This window comes from Streptomyces brevispora (assembly GCF_007829885.1).
Lineage (GTDB): Bacteria > Actinomycetota > Actinomycetes > Streptomycetales > Streptomycetaceae > Streptomyces > Streptomyces brevispora.
Genome location: NZ_VIWW01000001.1, coordinates 5,980,450 through 5,995,860, shown reverse-complemented (window position 1 = coordinate 5,995,860; position 15,411 = coordinate 5,980,450). Strand labels below are relative to the sequence as shown.

Sequence of the window (15,411 nt, the reverse complement as noted above, 5' to 3'; positions counted from 1 at the left end):
TCAGGCCCCCAAGGGCCGGACGAATGAGGTACGCGGTGGGGGCGCGTGGAACATGTGCGCGGAACGCGTGCGGGAGCCGTCAGCCGAGCGACACGGCCGCACTGTGCAGATACCGCATCAGGGTCATCAGCACATCTCGGCTGGAGACGCGCAGCCGGGCGTCGCAGTCGATCATCGGGACCTCGTCCGGCAGGTCCAGGGCGCTGCGCAGCGCCTCGACGGGGTGCTTCGGCGCGTCGGGGAAGGTGTTGACGGCGACGACGAACGGGACGCCGCGTTCCTCCAGTCGTCCGATGACGTCGAAGCTGACCTCCAGCCGGCGGGTGTCGATGAGGACGACGGCGCCGAGTGCCCCTTCGAACAGGCCGTTCCACAGGAACCAGAAGCGTTCCTGGCCGGGGGTGCCGAACAGATAGAGGACCAGCTCCTCACTGATGCTGATCCGGCCGAAGTCCATGGCTACGGTGGTGGCGGTCTTGCTCTCCACGCCGTAGTTGTCGTCCACGCCGACGCCGGCCTGGGTCATGGTCTCTTCGGTGGTCAGCGGCCGGATCTCGCTGACCGATCCGACCATCGTGGTCTTGCCGACCCCGAACCCGCCGACGATCACGACCTTCACCGCGGCGGTTGCCGTGGTGGGAAGGACGTCCTCGCTCCGGGGGCCCGTGATCGTGTCAGAGTTTCTGAAGTCCATGCATCACCGCTTCGAGGAGGGACCTGTCCGGGAGGGTTGCGCGGATGATCGGCGCTCGCGATTCGATCAGTTCGGTCGCGAGGAGATCGGTGAGGAGCGAGGTCACCACGCTGAACGGCAGGCTGAGGTAGGCGGAGATCTCGGCGACGGACAGCGGGGCCTGACAGAGCCGCAGGATCACGGCCTGCTCGGGCTGGACCGTCGGCGTCGGCTGCGCCTTCGAGACCACCATCGTGACCAGGTCGAGTGCTGCCCGCTCGCTGCCGTCGGGATCGCCGGTGATCACATAGAGCCGTTCCGGATCGCTCAGCGCCGGATCGACCGTGCGGTGTTCTCGTCGGATAGAACTCATCCGGCCTGCCCGTCGTGCCGGGGCGGGCTCGTCAGATGGGCGCCGATCCGTACGACCATGTCGCGCATCCGCGATCCGACGTGCCCGGCGTCCACCGTCTCACCGGCGAGCACGGCGAGATACGCACCGGCCCCCGCGGCCATCAAGTAGAAGAACCCGCCGGTGACTTCGATGACGACGAGGCGCATCCGGCCGTCGCTGTACGGGATTTCCGAGGCGACGGCGGCGGCCAGGCTCTGCAGGCCGGCGCAGGCCGCCGCGAGCCGGTCGGCGACATCCGGGTCTCCGCCGTGCCGGGCGATGCGCAGACCGTCCGCGGAGAGCACCACGATCTGGTGAATGTCCGGAACGTCGTCGGCCAGCTCTTTGAGCATCCAGTCCATGTTGCCCCGTTGCTGGATCACTTCAGGTCTCCCTTGTCCCACGCGTCATCGGAGTCTTCGTCGGCCCTGGGCTCCTGGGGAACGCCGTTGGCGGCCTTGGTGAACGCCTCCAGCCAGATCCCGGGAGGCGGTTCCTTGCCGTTGTCGTGGCCGTTTCGATGGCCGTTTCCGTTGCCGATCGCGTAACCGTTGGTCCGGCCCGCGGTGGAGTCCGCCGGCTGGGCGGGGAAGTTGTGCGAACCCAGCGGTGCGCGGCCGCGGCTGCGGCGTTGCGGGAGTCCGCCCGCGGTCCACTCCGTCACCACGGGGAGCTCGTCCTCCATGGCGATGGCGGGGGCGGCCGAGCGGGTGACGGGCGCCACCGGACCGGTGGCCGGACGGACGGCCGGCGGGCTCGGCTTGCGGTGGGTGCTGCGTGCGGGGACGACGTGCTTCATGTCCTCGATGTCGATGTCGCTGGTGGGCCGCGACGTGGCGCCGATGCCGTGGGCGATGCCGGGAGCGGGACCGGTGGTGATCATGGAGCGGGGCACGACGAGCACCGCGCGGACACCGCCGTAGGCGGACTGCCGCAGCGAGACCTGCAGGTCGTACATGCGTGACAGCCGGCCGACGACCGCCATGCCGAGCCGCGGGGACTCGCCGAGGTCGTTCATGCTGGAGCCGGCCTGGGCCCTGGCGAGCATGTTCTCGGCCCGTGCGCGGGCCTCCTCGCTGAGGCTGACGCCGCCGTCCTCGATCTCGATGGCGATGCCGGTCTGCACCTCGACGGCGGTGACGTGCACGCGGGTCTGCGGCGGCGAGTACCGGGTGGCGTTGTCGAGGAGTTCGGCGCAGGCGTGGATGAGCGGTTCGACCGCGGTGCCGATGATGGCGACCTTGGCGATCGAGTGCAGATCGACGCGCGGGTACTCCAGGATCCGCGACATGGCACCGCGCAGCACGCTGAACAGCGGTACGGGCTTGGGCCACTGGCGGCTGGGGCGGGCACCGCCGAGCACGGCGATGGAGTCGGCGAGCCGGCCGATCAGCGCGGTGCCGTGGTCGAGGCGGAGCAGGTCGTCGAAGACGTCGGGGTTGCGCCCGTGGTGCTCCTCCATCTCCCGCAGTTCACTGGCCTGCCGGTGGACGATCGCCTGGACGCGGCGGGCGACGTTGACGAAGGCGCGCTGCGCGGAGTCACGCGTCGCCTCCTCGTTGTCGATGATGTCCAGCACCGTGTAGACGAGGGAGCGCTGGGCGTCGGGGAGATGCCGGTAGACCGGGTCGGCGTCCACGACGTCCCGGAGCACCTCGTCCGGGGAGTTGCCCACCCGCAGCCGGTGGATCGCGGCAGGCAGGAGCTCCTTGCTGATCCGTACGGTCTCTTCGTCATGGTTGGCGAGACGCCGTTCCAGGGCGGTGCAGCGCTGCTCGTGCTCGGCACGCTGCCGGCGGATCGTACGTCCGCGGCGGGCGAGTTCGGCGGCGAGCACGGCGACCACGACGGTGGCGAATGCGCCGCACCAGACGACTGGCATCCGGGCGGTCTCGGCAACCAGCGTCACGGCGGTGGCAGTCGCTCCCGCCATGGCGACAACGGGCAGCAACACGGCACGGACGACGGGTGTTTCTCGGTCGATCGGCGGTGATTCAACACGAACCATCTAAAACCTCTGGCGGTTGACTCGGTAGGTATACACACTTACAGGGCAGTTGGGAACAAGCACTCGAATTCACATCAACTCGACTTCACTGCGCGTGAGCTTAGCCAGATCGAAACAGTGCTTCGGCACATTCACCCAACCCCCTGCGCGAGCACTCCAGCGGTAATACACTCGCGGGTTTTGCACGCACCGCCTCCGAACGTGTGCAGGGAGTGACGGAGAGGAAGATTTCGGAAGAATCACCCCTCTGCGTCCCGCCTTGCGGGACGAACAGTCCGACCCTCGACCCATCAGTGCATCCTCAATACCCCTGAGCAGTAAGGTGCATGGGGCATCTGGCGAGCAAATCGGCTCCTGAGCGGTCCATTCCGTTCCGCGCTTCGGGACAGTGGCACATGTGATCGAAGCGGATCGAAAGGAGCGGATTCATGACCGACGTACGAGTGGAGCGCACGGTCGCCGTACGAACGAACAGGGGAACGGACATCCCATGGGACCGACTGCGGGCTACACCATCGAGTCACTCGACACCGGACTCCGCCTGATGCGGCTGTTCCTGACGCATGACTCGCTCACCGTCTCCGAGGCGGCCGTGCGGCTCGCCGTCGGCCGCTCCACCGCCCACCGTGTGCTCAGCACCCTGGAGGGGCGCGGCTTCGCGATCCGGGACTCCTCGGGCCGCGGTTACTCGGCCGGCCCCGAACTCGTCCGGCTGGGCCGCCCCGCCGGGTTCGGTACCGCCGTCCGCGAACAGGTCGGTGCAGTGCTGGATGACGCGGTGCGGCGCACCGGCGAGACCGTGCAGAGCGTCGCGCTCATCGGCGACCGGATCATCGTCACCGACGGCCGCGAGTCACCGCACCCGGTGCGGGTGGTGCTGGAGACGGCCCGTACGCACCCCGCGCACGCCACGTCGGGCGGCAGGATGCTGCTCTCCCGGATGACCGCGGACCAGGTCTGCGCCCTGTATCCGCGGGAGCGGCTGGACGAGGACGGCCCGCGCGCGCTCGGCTCGCGGTCGGCGCTGCTCGCGGAGCTGGCGGTCATCCGTGAGTGCGGATACGCGCTCGGCCGCGACGAGTCGGTGCCGGGCATGAACACGGTCGCCGTGCCGCTGGCCGGTTCCAGTTGGCGGGACCGGCTCGCGCTGATGGCCTGCGTGCCCGCCCATCGAGGTGACGATGCCGCGCTGGTGCGCCGCGCCGAGGAGCTTCGGCGGTCCGCCGCGCCGCTTTCCGCAGCCGGGCGGCCGCCCGCGTCGAGCGACTCCTGACGAAGGCGCGCCGCGCACCGGCGGCGCTTGGGGCGGTCAGCGGCGGGCGCCGCCGATGCGTCCCTCCAGCTGGACCAGCAGCTCGCTGAGCTGGGCGCTGAGCCGGTCGCGGGACTCCGCGTCGAGGCCGGAGAGCACCGCGCGTTCGTACGCCAGTTGCTGCGGCAGCAGTCCGTCGACGAGCTCCCGCCCCTCGTCGGTGAGCCGGACGTACGCGACCCTGCGGTCCCGGGCGTCGCTGCGGCGGTCGATGAGGCCGCGCTCCTGGAGGACCCGCAGGCGCTTGGTGACGGCCGCGCCGGAGGAGAACGTCTCCCTGGACAGTTCACCGGGGGTGAGTTCACGGTCGGTTCGGCGCACGGTGCCGAGCAGGTCGAACTCGGCACGGGTCAGTCCGGCCGCCCGCAGCGGGGCGTCCTCGGCCTGCTGGAGCAGGGCGGAGCAGCGGTTGATCCGGCCGATGAGCTCCATGGGGCCGGTGTCGAGCTCCGGGTTCACTGCCCGCCACTGCCGTACCACCGAGGCAACGATGTCGTCGGTCACACCGCTCCGTTCTCCGGGGCCGGGACGATCAGCCCCTGCCGTGTTGCTGTCGCCGTGAGCGTACGGTGTCCGGCCCGCTCGGCGGCGAGTACCTTCTCCTGGGGCAGGTCGCGCTGCCACCATTCGCCGGCCGCCGTGTCGTTCGCCTCGCGCAGTTCGACCAGCGATCCGGTGAGTCCGCGGCGGGCGGCTTCGAGGGCGGCGGGGCCGGGGCCGGGTGCGGCGAGCGTCTGTACGGCGTGGGCGCGGGCCAGTTCGGTGGCGGCGAGTGCCGTCTCCACCCGGCTGGTGGCGCGGCGGTTGGTGACGAGCATCGCGGCGAGGAGTCCGACGGCGGCGCCGATCACGGTGTCCAGGATCCGGTCGCCGATGAGTTCACCGGCCGGTTGGCTGCCGGCGTACTCCAGGACCAGCAGGGCCATCGGGGTCACGGCGACGGAGCCGAGCCAGTAGTTGCGGGTGATCAGGGCCTCGGCGGCGAAGTTGAAGAAGAGACAGAAGCCGATCAGGGCCAGTGGGCCGGTCCGGGTGACCGGGAGCACGGCGGCGAAGACCAGGACACCGAGGAGGTTGCCGAGGGTGCGCTGGAGGGTCCGGTTCCAGGAGAGCGTGATGTTGGCCTGGTAGAGGGAGGCGGCGGTGACGATCGCCCAGTAGGGGCGGCCGACGCCGACGGCCGACGAGACGTAGCCGGCCAGGGCGCAGCCGACGAGGGCGCGGGCCGCGACCGGCAGCAGCGGGGATCCGGGGCCAAGGCGGCGGAGCAGCGCGCGGCGGGCTTCGCCGGGGGCGGTGGGGGTGAGGACGGCGCGTTCGGCGTCGATGCCGAAGAGTTCGGCGGCCGTTCCGGCGGCGGCAGGCGGGGTGGGCACCGGTCCGCGGGCCCGGGTCCGCGCGGCCCAGTCACGCAGCAGGGCGGGGTCGGCGGCGGTCACTCCCCCGGCCGCGGCCGACGCATCCGTGGCGAGCACGGCCTCCGCGTGGACGACGAGGCGTTCGAGTGCGCGGCGTACCGGGGTGGGTCGTCCGGCGGCGAGAAGGGTCTGCCAGGCCGCGTGCACGGCGGCGACCGCGGCGCGCCGGGTGCGGTCGCCGGGCTCGTCGGCGTAGGCCGCGGCGGTGTTCAGGGCGCGGGCCGTCGCAAGGCGCTCGGGTCCTTCGCGGTGGATCAGCGCGGGACCGGCGACGGTGACCAGCCAGGAGACGGCACCCGCGCCGAGGGTGAGGGCGAGGTGACCGGGCACCTGGCCGAGCTGCTGCGGGGAGAACACGGCGGCGGAGCTGACGAACGTGAGGATCAGCGGTCCGGGGGGCCCGATCCGGGTGGCGTCGCAGAGCAGTTTCTGCCCGGCGGCGAGAAGCGCGCCGACAGCGATCAGGACGGCGGCCGAATCGGTCAGCGAGGCCGTGACCAGGGATACCGCCAGTCCGGCGAACATCCCGAGGACGACCCCGACGACGGTCCGGGCGCGTCGCGCGTACGGCAGGCTGTGGCCGTACAGCGCACAGAGCGAACCGGCCATCGTGTACATCACGAGGTCGAGGCGGTCGATGGAGAACAGCACCAGGTTCGGTATCGCCGTGGCCACCACCACGCTGGACGCCGGTTTGAGCCACATGTCCGAGGGCCGGACCAGGCGCAGCGGGCCTGTCAGCGGGAGCCTTCGGACGGAAGGCCACCGACGGGAACGCGTAGTTGTATCACTCACCTAAATATATTAGCAGATATTACACATATAAAACACATCGATCGAGATCTCCGTCCCGATGGCCCGCCGCCGCGCACGGCCATAGCGTTCGCATACGCAGGAGAGACGCCCGGACCGCCAGATGCACGGAGGAATCGAATGAAGCTCACCGCACCGGTGCCCGGTGGTCCCTGCTGGATCGAGCTGAGCACCTCCGACGTCCGGGCGGCCAAGCAGTTCTACGCGGCGCTCTTCGGCTGGAAGTGCGAGACCGATCCTCGCGAGGAAGCGGGCGGCTACACCGTGGCGCACCTCGGGGAGGCCCGCGTCGCCGCGCTCAGCCCCGTCTACCAGCCGGGGCAGCCGCCGGCCTGGACGGTCTCCTTCGCCACCGAGGACGCGGACGCGTTGGCCGCGAAGGTGACGGCGGCGGGCGGTTCGGTGCGGGTCGGCCCGATGGACATCTTCGACCAGGGCAGGTTCGCCGTGGTCGCGGACCCGTCCGGGGCGTTGTTCTCGCTGTGGCAGGGCCGCGCGTTCGCGGGCGCCGACCTGTTCAACGCTCCGGGCGCACTGGGCTGGGCCGAGCTCGTCACCCGCGCGACCGAACCGGCGCTCGCCTTCTACCCCGCCGTCCTCGGCTGGACGGTCAGCGCCTCGGAGACGTACCCGCAGTGGGGCATCGACGGGGCGGACTTCGGCGGTGTACTGACGATGGGCGAGAAGTTCCCGCCCGAGGCGCCGCCGCACTGGCTGCCGTACTTCGTCGTCACGGACGTCGACGCGACGGCCGCCACGGCGCAGGGGAACGGCGGCGAGCTGCTGATGCCGCCCACGAGCATCCCGCAGGGGCTTCGGATCGCCGTGATCCGGGACCCGCAGGGTGCCGTGTTCGGCATTCACCGGACGGACGGGCAGGCACGGTTGGACGCTCGGTAGCCACGGGATGCCATCCAGCCACGTCCAAGAGCTGGTCGGACGCTCAAAAACCGCGGGGCTGTCGGTGTGGGTCCGGACGGTCTTCGGCAGCGGAGTGGCTGCCGGGGCACTGGCCGCGGCGATCCTCGCGGCGGTGTTCGCCAAACTGGGACCGCCCGATGGCAGGCCGGAGGGAGAAGGACGTTGCGGCGGGCTGAGTACGCCGCCAAACCGCCCGTGCCCCCTCACACCATGGCGTGAGGGGGCACGGGCGGTTTCGTGCGCGGCGCCTGGGCTCAGCTGAGGCCGCGGGCGTCCTGCTTGAGTGCGGTGTCCACGGTCAGCGCCGTCGCGACCACCAGGCTCAGCAGCGGCTCGGGCAGCTGGTAGTGGATCTGCAGCACGTAGTTGTCCGCGGTGGTGAACAGCGTCTTCGCGAGGCCTTCCCAGGTCTTGGTGATCCTGGCTATCTCGGCGTCGTTGTGGTCGACGATCGCGAAGTTCCAGGCGCGCCAGTTCTCGGCCTTGATCGCGCCGACCTGCTGCCCGTCGACCATGATCGCGAAGTTGATCTTGCCGATGGCGTTCTGCTGGACGATCTCGCCGACCTGTCCGCCGTCCGGCCGCTGCACGATCACCCGGGACTTGATGAACTTCGCCGGGCGGGTCAGCAGGAGCTGCGGCTGACCGTGGGCGTCACGGATCTCGAGACGGTGGGTCAGGTACTGGTCGATGCTGGTGAGGAACCGCAGGACCTTGCGGAACACGCCCTGACCGACCTGGACGACCGAGCCGACGGTGTTGCCGTGCTGGTCGAAGACGCTGTACTCGTTCGTCACCTCGATCAGCTTGGCCTTCTGGTTCACCACCAGGACCTGCTGATTGAAGAGCGAACCCGCACCCGGGGCACCACTCTGCTGAGGGTGAACACCCTGCTGCGGCACCCCGGTCGGCTGCTGGGCGGCCGACTGCTGCTGGTAGTGCTGCTGCGGAGCCGCCTGCTGCTGGACCGGCTGCTGCGGCGGCATCTGCGCCTGTGCGGGGGCCTGACCCTGGGCCTGCGCCTGCCCGTCTGCCGGGTTGGTGTGCTCGGTCCACCGGGATCCGTCCCAGTAGCGCAGCAGCTGGGGCGCGCCGTGCGGATCCGGATACCAGCCCGCAGATACGTTCGAGTGCGTTGTCACCGGGGCACACTATCCCGCCACGCCTTCGACGGAACCCCCTCCGGTCACATCCACAGCTTCCCGATCCGGCATCCCGCACTCGTTGAAACTTCACGCACCACGTACGATGTCCGGGATGAACAGGCTGAGCGAACGGACCGACCGGATGCGCGGCGCCCGCGCCTCGGTGGTGCTCGGCTGGATGCTGGTCCTGCTGGCCATGGTGTCGTGCTGTTCGCTCGCCTCCGCGAAGTCGGCGGACGCGCATCACGGCGCCGCCTCCCTCGGTACTTCCTGGGCCTTCACTCCCGATATCTCCCGGTCCTTCGCTCCCGGTGCTTCCCGGTCCTTCACTCCGGTGTCCGCTGCACGGACCGTGGTGGCCGACGCTCCGGGAGACCGGGGCATCGGGAGTTCCTGCCACGTCGCGTCCGAGCACGCGACGCCGGTCGTACTGCCCGCCCCACCCGCACCGGCGGCGCTCCCCTCCGCCCCGGTCGTCATCCCGGTGGGCTCCCTCACCGGCGCCACCGGTATCCGGGGACCCTCCAACGACGCCGTCGACGACGTCGACCATCTGCGCCTCCAGGTTCAACGGATCTAGCGGCAGGACCCGTCCCCCGATCCCCCGGGGACGCATCCACCTGCCCGCAAACCGTCCGGCTCACCGAACCCGAGGACCCCTCATGGCTTCCGCCAAGAAGCAACACACGCCTGCCACCGCCCGCCGCGCCAAGCTGGACGAGGCCCGCCGCAAGGAACGGGCCCGCGAGCGCCGCAGCCGCATCATCACGATCACCGCCGCCGTCGCCGTCGTGGCCGGCCTCGTCGTGGGCGGCGGCTACCTGATGAACGCCGCCGACGATCAGGACAAGGCCGAGACGGCCGCCAAGTCCTCGCCCGTCCAGGGCGAGAAGAGCTGGGACAAGCTCTCGCAGGAGCACGTCGACAAGAAGGTCGACTACCCGATGAACCCGCCGGTCGGTGGCGACCACAACCCGGTCTGGATGAACTGCGACGCCGATGTCTACACGGAGGCGATACCGAAGGAGAACGCGGTCCACTCGCTGGAGCACGGCGCCGTCTGGGTCACGTACAGCGGGGAGGCGAAGCCGGCCGACGTCAAAAAGCTCGGCGAACGGGTCTCGGCCACCCCCTACTCCCTGATGAGCCCCGTCGAGGACCAGGCCGCCCCGCTGATGCTCAGTGCCTGGGGAAAGCAGCTGACCGTGAAGAGCGCCGCCGATGCCCGGGTGGCTCAGTTCTTCACGAAGTACGTCCAGGGCCCGCAGACCCCTGAGCCGGGCGCCGCGTGCAGTGGCGGGATCTCCAAGTGACCGCCACGACACGGGTGTCCCGCCCGCTGGTGCTGGCCGGCGGTGCGTTGCTGCTGCTGGCGCTGGCCCTGGTCGCGCTCATGCTGGTACGCCCCTCCGCGGCCCCGGCCACGACCGCGTCGGCGTCCGCTCCCGCCGAGACCTCGGCCGACGTGGGGTTCGCCCGCGACATGGCGGTCCACCACCAGCAGGCGGTCGAGATGTCGTTCATCGTCCGGGACCGCACCACCGATGTGGCGGTGCGCCGGCTCGCGTTCGACCTCATCAACACCCAGGCCAACCAGCGCGGCATGATGCTGGGCTGGCTGGAGATGTGGGGCCGCGCGAAGAGCTCGCCCGGCCCGCCCATGGAGTGGATGGGCCACACCGTCACCCCGCGCGGCGACGGGGCGCTGATGCCCGGCATGGCGACCGACGCCGAACTCGACGCGTTGCGGGCGGCGAAGGGCAGGGACGCCGAGGTGCGGTTCCTGCGGCTGATGACCGCGCACCACCTGGCCGGTGCGGACATGGCACAGGCCGCCGCGACCGCGGCGGGCACCGCCGAGATCAGGAACCTGGCATCGGGCATGGTGCTGGGCCAGCGGTCGGAGACCGCGCTCATGGCGGACATGCTCAAGGAGCGCGGAGCCACGGCCTGAGCGCACGGGCCCGGCCACGCTCCCCCGACCGGTCACGCCTCGCCACGGCCTGAGCGCACGGGCCCGGCCACGCTCCCCCGACCGGTCACGCCTCTTGACCGGCCACCACTCTTGAGCGGGGCGTGGCCGGGCCCGCTGTGCCCGCATCCCGACCGTACTGACGTACGGGATCACATAGGCTCGGCACCGATATGAAGAGCAACCTCCCGCCGCTGGGGCCCAAGGCCGACAAGGACACCGTCCGGCGCAGCAACCTCAGCCTCGTACTGCGGGCCGTCCGCGACGAGAGCGAGGGCGAGGCGACCCGGGCCGGGGTCGCCGCGCGGGTCGGGCTGACGCGGGCCGCCGTGTCCTCGCTCGTCGAGCAGCTGCTCGACAGCGGGTTCCTCACCGAGTCCGGCAAGACGTTCAGCGGGCAGGCGGGCAGGCCCGGCACCGCGCTCAAGACGGCCCGCACCGGGCCGGCCGGACTCGGCGTCGAGGTCAACATCGACTATGTGTCGGTGTGCGTCGTCGACCTGGCCGGCACCGGACGGGTCCGGCTCACCGAACACCTCGACAACCGGGGTGCGCCGCCCGCCGAGGTGCTGGCGCGGGCGGCCCGGATCGCCGCACGCACCCTGGAGTCGGCGCGTGAACAGGAGTTGTTCCCCGTCGGTGTCACGTTGGCCCTGCCCGGTCTGGTCTCGGGCGGCGCGGTGCGCCAGGCCCCGAACCTGGGCTGGAACCAGGTCCCGGCGCAGGAGCTGTTCGCCGCCTCACTGGGTGCCGAGCGGCCCGGCCACAAGGCACTGAAGGTGACTTCGGAGAACGAGGCCAATCTGGCGGCGCTGGCCGAGCTGTGGTTCGGCGGGCTGGAACGGGTCCGGAGCTTCCTGTATCTGACCGGTGAGATCGGCGTCGGCGGCGCCCTGGTCATCAACGGCGAACTGCTGCGCGGGGCGCACGGGTTCGCCGGCGAGATCGGGCATGTGGTGGTGGACCCGGAGGGGCCGCAGTGCCGGTGCGGTTCGCGTGGCTGCCTGGAGCAGTACGCGGGACAGGCGGCGCTGCTGCGGGCCGCCGGTATCGAGGAGACCGGCAGCGGCATCGGGGTCGCCGAACTGGAGCGGCGGGCCCGGGCGGGCGACGAGCGGGCGGTGGCCGCGGTCGCCGGGGCGGGCCGGATGCTGGGGCGGGTGCTGTCCGGGGCGGTGAATCTGCTGGACCCCGACGCCGTGGTGCTCGGTGGGGTCTACCGGAATCTGATGCCGTGGCTGTCGCCGCCCATCGACCAGGAGCTGACGGACCGGGTCGTGTCCGGGCTGTGGTCCCCGGGCAGCGGCCGGCTGCGTGCCTCGTCCGTCGCGGGTGATGCGGCACGGGGTGCGGCGGCACTCGTCATGACGGAGGTGCTCGCCGACCCGGTGGCGTACGCGGGGCGGACCGCGGCCCGTTGAGCCGGGACGGAGAGAGTCGAACCGTCGCGCACAGGGTGAGATCGAGGCCGACGGACCTGAACCGTCGCGGACACGGTGAGGTCGCGGCCGCGGACCTGAACCGTCGCGGACACGGTGAGGTCGCGGCCGACGGAGTTGAGCCGTGGTGGACAGAGGGGACGGACGCGCCGCACGCGTCCGTCCCCTCTGTCACAGCCTCAACCGGTGCGGTGAAGGTCAGCGCACCCCGAGCAGGTGGTCCATCGCCAGCTGGTCCAGAGCCTCGAACGCCATGCCGCGCTCCGCCGCGGCCGTCACGTCGAAGTCCTCGTAGGCGGTGCGGTCGGCCAGCAGTGCGGCCACGCCGTCGGCGGCGGTGGGCTGCGCCAGCTCGTCCAGCCGGGACGCGCGCAGCGCCTCCTGCACGGCCGGGTCGGCGCGGAAGGCGGCGGCACGCTCCTTGAGGATCAGGTAGTTGCGCATACAGCCCGCGGCCGAGGCCCAGACGCCGTCGTAGTCCTCGGTCCGCGGCGGCTTGAAGTCGAAGTGGCGCGGGCCCGCGTAGCCGGCCGTCTCCAGGAGGTCGACGAGCCAGAAGGCCTGGCGCAGGTCGCCGGCGCCGAAGCGGAGGTCCTGGTCGTACTTGATGCCGGACTGGCCGTTGAGGTCGATGTGGAAGAGCTTGCCCGCCCAGATCGCCTGCGCGATGCCGTGCGCGAAGTTCAGTCCGGCCATCTGCTCGTGACCGACCTCCGGGTTCACGCCGTACAGCTCCGGGCGCTCCAGGCGCTCGATGAAGGCCAGGGCGTGGCCGACGGTCGGCAGGAGAATGTCGCCGCGCGGCTCGTTCGGCTTGGGCTCGATGGCGAACCGGAGGTCGTAGCCCTGGTCGACGACGTACTCGCCGAGCAGGTCGAACGCCTCCTTCATCCGGTCCAGCGCGACCCGCACGTCCTTGGCGCCGCCGGACTCCGCACCCTCGCGGCCGCCCCAGGCCACGTACGTCTCGGCGCCCAGCTCGACGGCGAGGTCGATGTTGCGGATGACCTTCCGCAGCGCGAACCGGCGGACGTCACGGTCGTTGGCCGTGAAGCCGCCGTCCTTGAAGACGGGGTGCGTGAACAGGTTCGTCGTCGCCATGGGGACCTTGAGACCGGCGGCGTCCAGCGACTGCCGGAACCGCTTCACGATGCCTTCGCGCTCGGAGTCCGTCGAGCCGAACGGGATCAGGTCGTCGTCGTGGAACGTGACACCGTAGGCACCGAGCTCCGCGAGCCGCTGGACGGAGTCGACCGGGTCGATCGCCGCCCGGGTCGCGTCGCCGAACGGGTCGCGCCCCTGCCACCCCACGGTCCACAGGCCGAAGGTGAACTTGTCCTGCGGGGTGGGGGTGAAGCGTTCGGTCATGGTCCATCCGCCTTCGGTGCCAAGGGTCCGCAGCCGGTCGGGCGGCCGAACCTCAATTTGTTCAGTGTCATGACTAATCATGCACGGACCACCCTGGCGACGTAACCCCCTCGCCGCAAATCCACTCCACCCTCTGTTTTCCGCAGGTTCGATCACCTAATTTGTTCTCCGTACGATCAAATACCCGCAGGGCGTGAACCCGAAGCCCGAAGCCCGAAGCCCGGAACCCGGAACCCTGAGGCCAGAGAATGAGGTCAGCCATGCCGCCGCATACCGTCGTCATCGGTGTGGACAGCTCCACCCAGTCCACCAAAGCGGCGTTCGTCGACGTCTCGACCGGCCGGCTGCTCGCCGTCGGCCGCGCCCCGCATGTCGTCACCGGTGAGGGAGGGGCCCGCGAGACGGACCCCGAGGTGTGGTGGCAGGCGCTGCGCGACGCGGTCGCCGCCGGGCTCAAGGAGTCCGGCGTCCCCGCCACGGCCGTCACCGGGATCGCCGTCGCCGGACAGCAGCACGGCCTGGTCGTGCTGGACGCGGACGGCGGTCCGCTGCGCCCGGCACTCCTGTGGAACGACACCCGCTCCGCCCCGCAGGCCGCAGCCCTGACCGCCGCGCTGGGCGGGGCCGACGCCTGGACCGCGCGCACCGGATCGGTGCCGGTGGCCGCGATGACGGCGTCGAAGTGGCAGTGGCTGCGGGAGAACGAACCGGAGACCGCCGCGGCGACCGCGGCGATCCGCCTGCCCCACGACTTCCTGACCGAGCGGCTGTCCGGCCACGCCGTCACCGATCCGGGCGATGCGTCCGGCACCTCCTGGTACTCCACCGCGACCGGCGCCTACGACCCCGAGGTGCTCGAACTCCTCGCCATCGAGCCCGCGTTGCTGCCGGAGGTGGCTTCGAGCGGGGCGGCCCGCATCGGGTCACTGACCGCCGGGGCGGCCGGGGCGCTCGGCCTGCCCGCCGGTATCGCCGTCGCGGCGGGCACCGGTGACAACATGAGCGCCGCCGTCGGCCTCGGGCTCGGCGGCGCCGGACTTCTCGACCACCCGGTCCTCAGCCTCGGCACCTCGGGCACGGTCTTCGCCGCATCCCGGACCCGACCCGCCTCGCCCGCGCTCTCCGGCTTCGCCGCGGCCGACGGCACGTACCTCCCGCTGGCCTGCACCCTCAACTGCACGCTCGCGGTGGACAAGGTCGCCGCGCTGCTCGGTCTGGACCGCGCCGACGCCGCCCCCGGCGGGGAGGCCGTGCTCCTGCCCTATCTGGACGGCGAACGCACCCCCGACCTGCCCACCGCCTCCGGCCTCCTCACCGGGCTGAGGCACGACACCACCCCCCAGCAGCTTCTGGGCGCCGCCTACGAGGGCGCGGTCTTCACCGTGCTGCGCGCGCTCGACGAACTGCTCCGGGCCTGCGGGCTCGACCCGGCAGATCCCGAGGTGGCGGCCCGGCCGCTGCTGCTGATCGGCGGCGGCGCCCAGGGGCACCGGTGGGTGGAGACCGTCCGGCGGCTGTCCGGGCGGCCGGTGACCGTGCCGGCGAGCGGCGAACTCGTCGCCGTGGGCGCGGCCGCGCTCGCGGCGTCGGCCGCCACGGGTACGGATCCGGTCACGGTCGCCACCGGCTGGAAGACCGGCGAGGACCTGCAACTGGAGGCGGTCGAAAGGGACCTGACCACCTGGGCGCGGATCGGCTCGGTACTGGACCGGGCGACGGGACCGCTGCTGAGCGCGGACCGGACGACGGGCTGAGCGCAAGGGCCTGGAGCCGCCGGGGCCAGGAGGCAATGCCCGGAGACAGAACCGGAAGACAGAACCGGAAAGCAAGGCCGAAGGCAGAACCAGGCGACAAAGCCTGGAGGCAGGGCCGACGCGGCCGAGGGGGCCGAGAGGGCTGACGCGGCCGAGGGACCGAGGGGGCCGAGAGGGCTGACCGGTTGTCACAA

The 15,411-nt window shown here is 71.2% G+C and carries 15 protein-coding genes; 7 read left to right on the top strand and 8 right to left on the bottom strand.

Annotation, left to right across the window (positions count from 1 at the left end):
• Nucleotides 1-79: 79 nt before the first annotated feature.
• The 4 genes from FHX80_RS27570 to FHX80_RS27555 are packed head-to-tail and all read right to left on the bottom strand — an operon-like array spanning nt 80 to nt 3,075.
• Nucleotides 80-694: a GTP-binding protein gene (locus FHX80_RS27570; protein ID WP_145766665.1), complete on the bottom strand. Its 615-nt coding sequence runs from the start codon at nt 692-694 to the stop codon at nt 80-82.
• Nucleotides 675-1,046, bottom strand: coding sequence for a DUF742 domain-containing protein (locus FHX80_RS27565; protein ID WP_145766664.1), 372 nt, complete (start codon nt 1,044-1,046; stop codon nt 675-677). Before FHX80_RS27565 ends, FHX80_RS27570 begins: the two co-directional genes overlap by 20 nt.
• Entirely contained in the window at nt 1,043-1,450 is a 408-nt protein-coding gene (locus tag FHX80_RS27560) for a roadblock/LC7 domain-containing protein (protein ID WP_145766663.1), read from the bottom strand. Before FHX80_RS27560 ends, FHX80_RS27565 begins: the two co-directional genes overlap by 4 nt.
• Nucleotides 1,447-3,075 carry a sensor histidine kinase gene (locus FHX80_RS27555; RefSeq protein WP_145766662.1) on the bottom strand — a complete coding sequence of 543 codons (1,629 nt, stop codon included), beginning with the start codon at nt 3,073-3,075 and terminating at the stop codon, nt 1,447-1,449. Before FHX80_RS27555 ends, FHX80_RS27560 begins: the two co-directional genes overlap by 4 nt.
• Nucleotides 3,076-3,565: 490 nt before the next feature.
• Between FHX80_RS27555 and FHX80_RS27550 the strand changes: the two genes are divergently transcribed.
• Nucleotides 3,566-4,348, top strand: coding sequence for an IclR family transcriptional regulator (locus FHX80_RS27550; RefSeq protein WP_145766661.1), 783 nt, complete (start codon nt 3,566-3,568; stop codon nt 4,346-4,348).
• A 36-nt stretch (nt 4,349-4,384) separates the two neighbouring features.
• Here the strand turns inward: FHX80_RS27550 and FHX80_RS27545 are convergent, their stop codons facing one another.
• The gene (locus FHX80_RS27545; protein WP_145766660.1) at nt 4,385-4,891 is read right to left on the bottom strand and encodes a MarR family winged helix-turn-helix transcriptional regulator; all 507 of its coding nucleotides are present in this window, start codon (nt 4,889-4,891) and stop codon (nt 4,385-4,387) included.
• Nucleotides 4,888-6,600: an FUSC family protein gene (locus tag FHX80_RS27540; protein ID WP_145766659.1), complete on the bottom strand. Its 1,713-nt coding sequence runs from the start codon at nt 6,598-6,600 to the stop codon at nt 4,888-4,890. Before FHX80_RS27540 ends, FHX80_RS27545 begins: the two co-directional genes overlap by 4 nt.
• A 138-nt stretch (nt 6,601-6,738) precedes the next feature.
• Here FHX80_RS27540 and FHX80_RS27535 point away from each other — a divergent pair, with 138 nt between their 5' ends.
• Nucleotides 6,739-7,518 carry a VOC family protein gene (locus FHX80_RS27535; RefSeq protein WP_145766658.1) on the top strand — a complete coding sequence of 260 codons (780 nt, stop codon included), beginning with the start codon at nt 6,739-6,741 and terminating at the stop codon, nt 7,516-7,518.
• A 275-nt stretch (nt 7,519-7,793) separates the two neighbouring features.
• On the opposite strand, the gene FHX80_RS27525 is transcribed toward FHX80_RS27535, so the two are convergent.
• Nucleotides 7,794-8,681 carry an LURP-one-related family protein gene (locus FHX80_RS27525; protein ID WP_145766656.1) on the bottom strand — a complete coding sequence of 296 codons (888 nt, stop codon included), beginning with the start codon at nt 8,679-8,681 and terminating at the stop codon, nt 7,794-7,796.
• Nucleotides 8,682-8,796: 115 nt separating this feature from the next.
• On the opposite strand from FHX80_RS27525, the gene FHX80_RS27520 reads away from it, so the two are divergent.
• The 4 genes from FHX80_RS27520 to FHX80_RS27505 all read left to right on the top strand — a co-directional run bounded on the left by FHX80_RS27520 (nt 8,797) and on the right by FHX80_RS27505 (nt 12,077).
• A complete protein-coding gene (locus FHX80_RS27520; RefSeq protein ID WP_145766655.1) occupies nt 8,797-9,264 on the top strand; it encodes a hypothetical protein in 468 nt (155 codons plus the stop codon).
• 82 nt (nt 9,265-9,346) lie between these two features.
• Nucleotides 9,347-9,997, top strand: coding sequence for a DUF3105 domain-containing protein (locus tag FHX80_RS27515; RefSeq protein ID WP_145766654.1), 651 nt, complete (start codon nt 9,347-9,349; stop codon nt 9,995-9,997).
• The gene (locus FHX80_RS27510) at nt 9,994-10,638 is read left to right on the top strand and encodes a DUF305 domain-containing protein (protein ID WP_145766653.1); all 645 of its coding nucleotides are present in this window, start codon (nt 9,994-9,996) and stop codon (nt 10,636-10,638) included. Before FHX80_RS27515 ends, FHX80_RS27510 begins: the two co-directional genes overlap by 4 nt.
• A 191-nt stretch (nt 10,639-10,829) precedes the next feature.
• The gene (locus FHX80_RS27505) at nt 10,830-12,077 is read left to right on the top strand and encodes an ROK family protein (protein WP_145766652.1); all 1,248 of its coding nucleotides are present in this window, start codon (nt 10,830-10,832) and stop codon (nt 12,075-12,077) included.
• 216 nt (nt 12,078-12,293) lie between these two features.
• Here the strand turns inward: FHX80_RS27505 and xylA are convergent, their stop codons facing one another.
• Nucleotides 12,294-13,463, bottom strand: coding sequence for a xylose isomerase (xylA, locus tag FHX80_RS27500; RefSeq protein WP_145766651.1), 1,170 nt, complete (start codon nt 13,461-13,463; stop codon nt 12,294-12,296).
• A 260-nt stretch (nt 13,464-13,723) separates the two neighbouring features.
• Between xylA and xylB the strand changes: the two genes are divergently transcribed.
• Entirely contained in the window at nt 13,724-15,217 is a 1,494-nt protein-coding gene (xylB, locus tag FHX80_RS27495) for a xylulokinase (protein ID WP_145766650.1), read from the top strand.
• Nucleotides 15,218-15,411: the final 194 nt, after the last annotated feature.

Bases quoted from the DNA above. Each gene is read 5' to 3' on its own strand.
- FHX80_RS27570 (WP_145766665.1), bottom strand. From the start codon at position 694: ATGGACTTCAGAAACTCTGACACGATCACGGGCCCCCGGAGCGAGGAC.
- FHX80_RS27565 (WP_145766664.1), bottom strand. From the start codon at position 1,046: ATGAGTTCTATCCGACGAGAACACCGCACGGTCGATCCGGCGCTGAGC.
- FHX80_RS27555 (WP_145766662.1), bottom strand. From the start codon at position 3,075: ATGGTTCGTGTTGAATCACCGCCGATCGACCGAGAAACACCCGTCGTC.
- FHX80_RS27550 (WP_145766661.1), top strand. From the start codon at position 3,566: ATGGGACCGACTGCGGGCTACACCATCGAGTCACTCGACACCGGACTC.
- FHX80_RS27535 (WP_145766658.1), top strand. From the start codon at position 6,739: ATGAAGCTCACCGCACCGGTGCCCGGTGGTCCCTGCTGGATCGAGCTG.
- FHX80_RS27520 (WP_145766655.1), top strand. From the start codon at position 8,797: ATGAACAGGCTGAGCGAACGGACCGACCGGATGCGCGGCGCCCGCGCC.
- FHX80_RS27515 (WP_145766654.1), top strand. From the start codon at position 9,347: ATGGCTTCCGCCAAGAAGCAACACACGCCTGCCACCGCCCGCCGCGCC.
- FHX80_RS27505 (WP_145766652.1), top strand. From the start codon at position 10,830: ATGAAGAGCAACCTCCCGCCGCTGGGGCCCAAGGCCGACAAGGACACC.
- xylA (WP_145766651.1), bottom strand. From the start codon at position 13,463: ATGACCGAACGCTTCACCCCCACCCCGCAGGACAAGTTCACCTTCGGC.
- xylB (WP_145766650.1), top strand. From the start codon at position 13,724: ATGCCGCCGCATACCGTCGTCATCGGTGTGGACAGCTCCACCCAGTCC.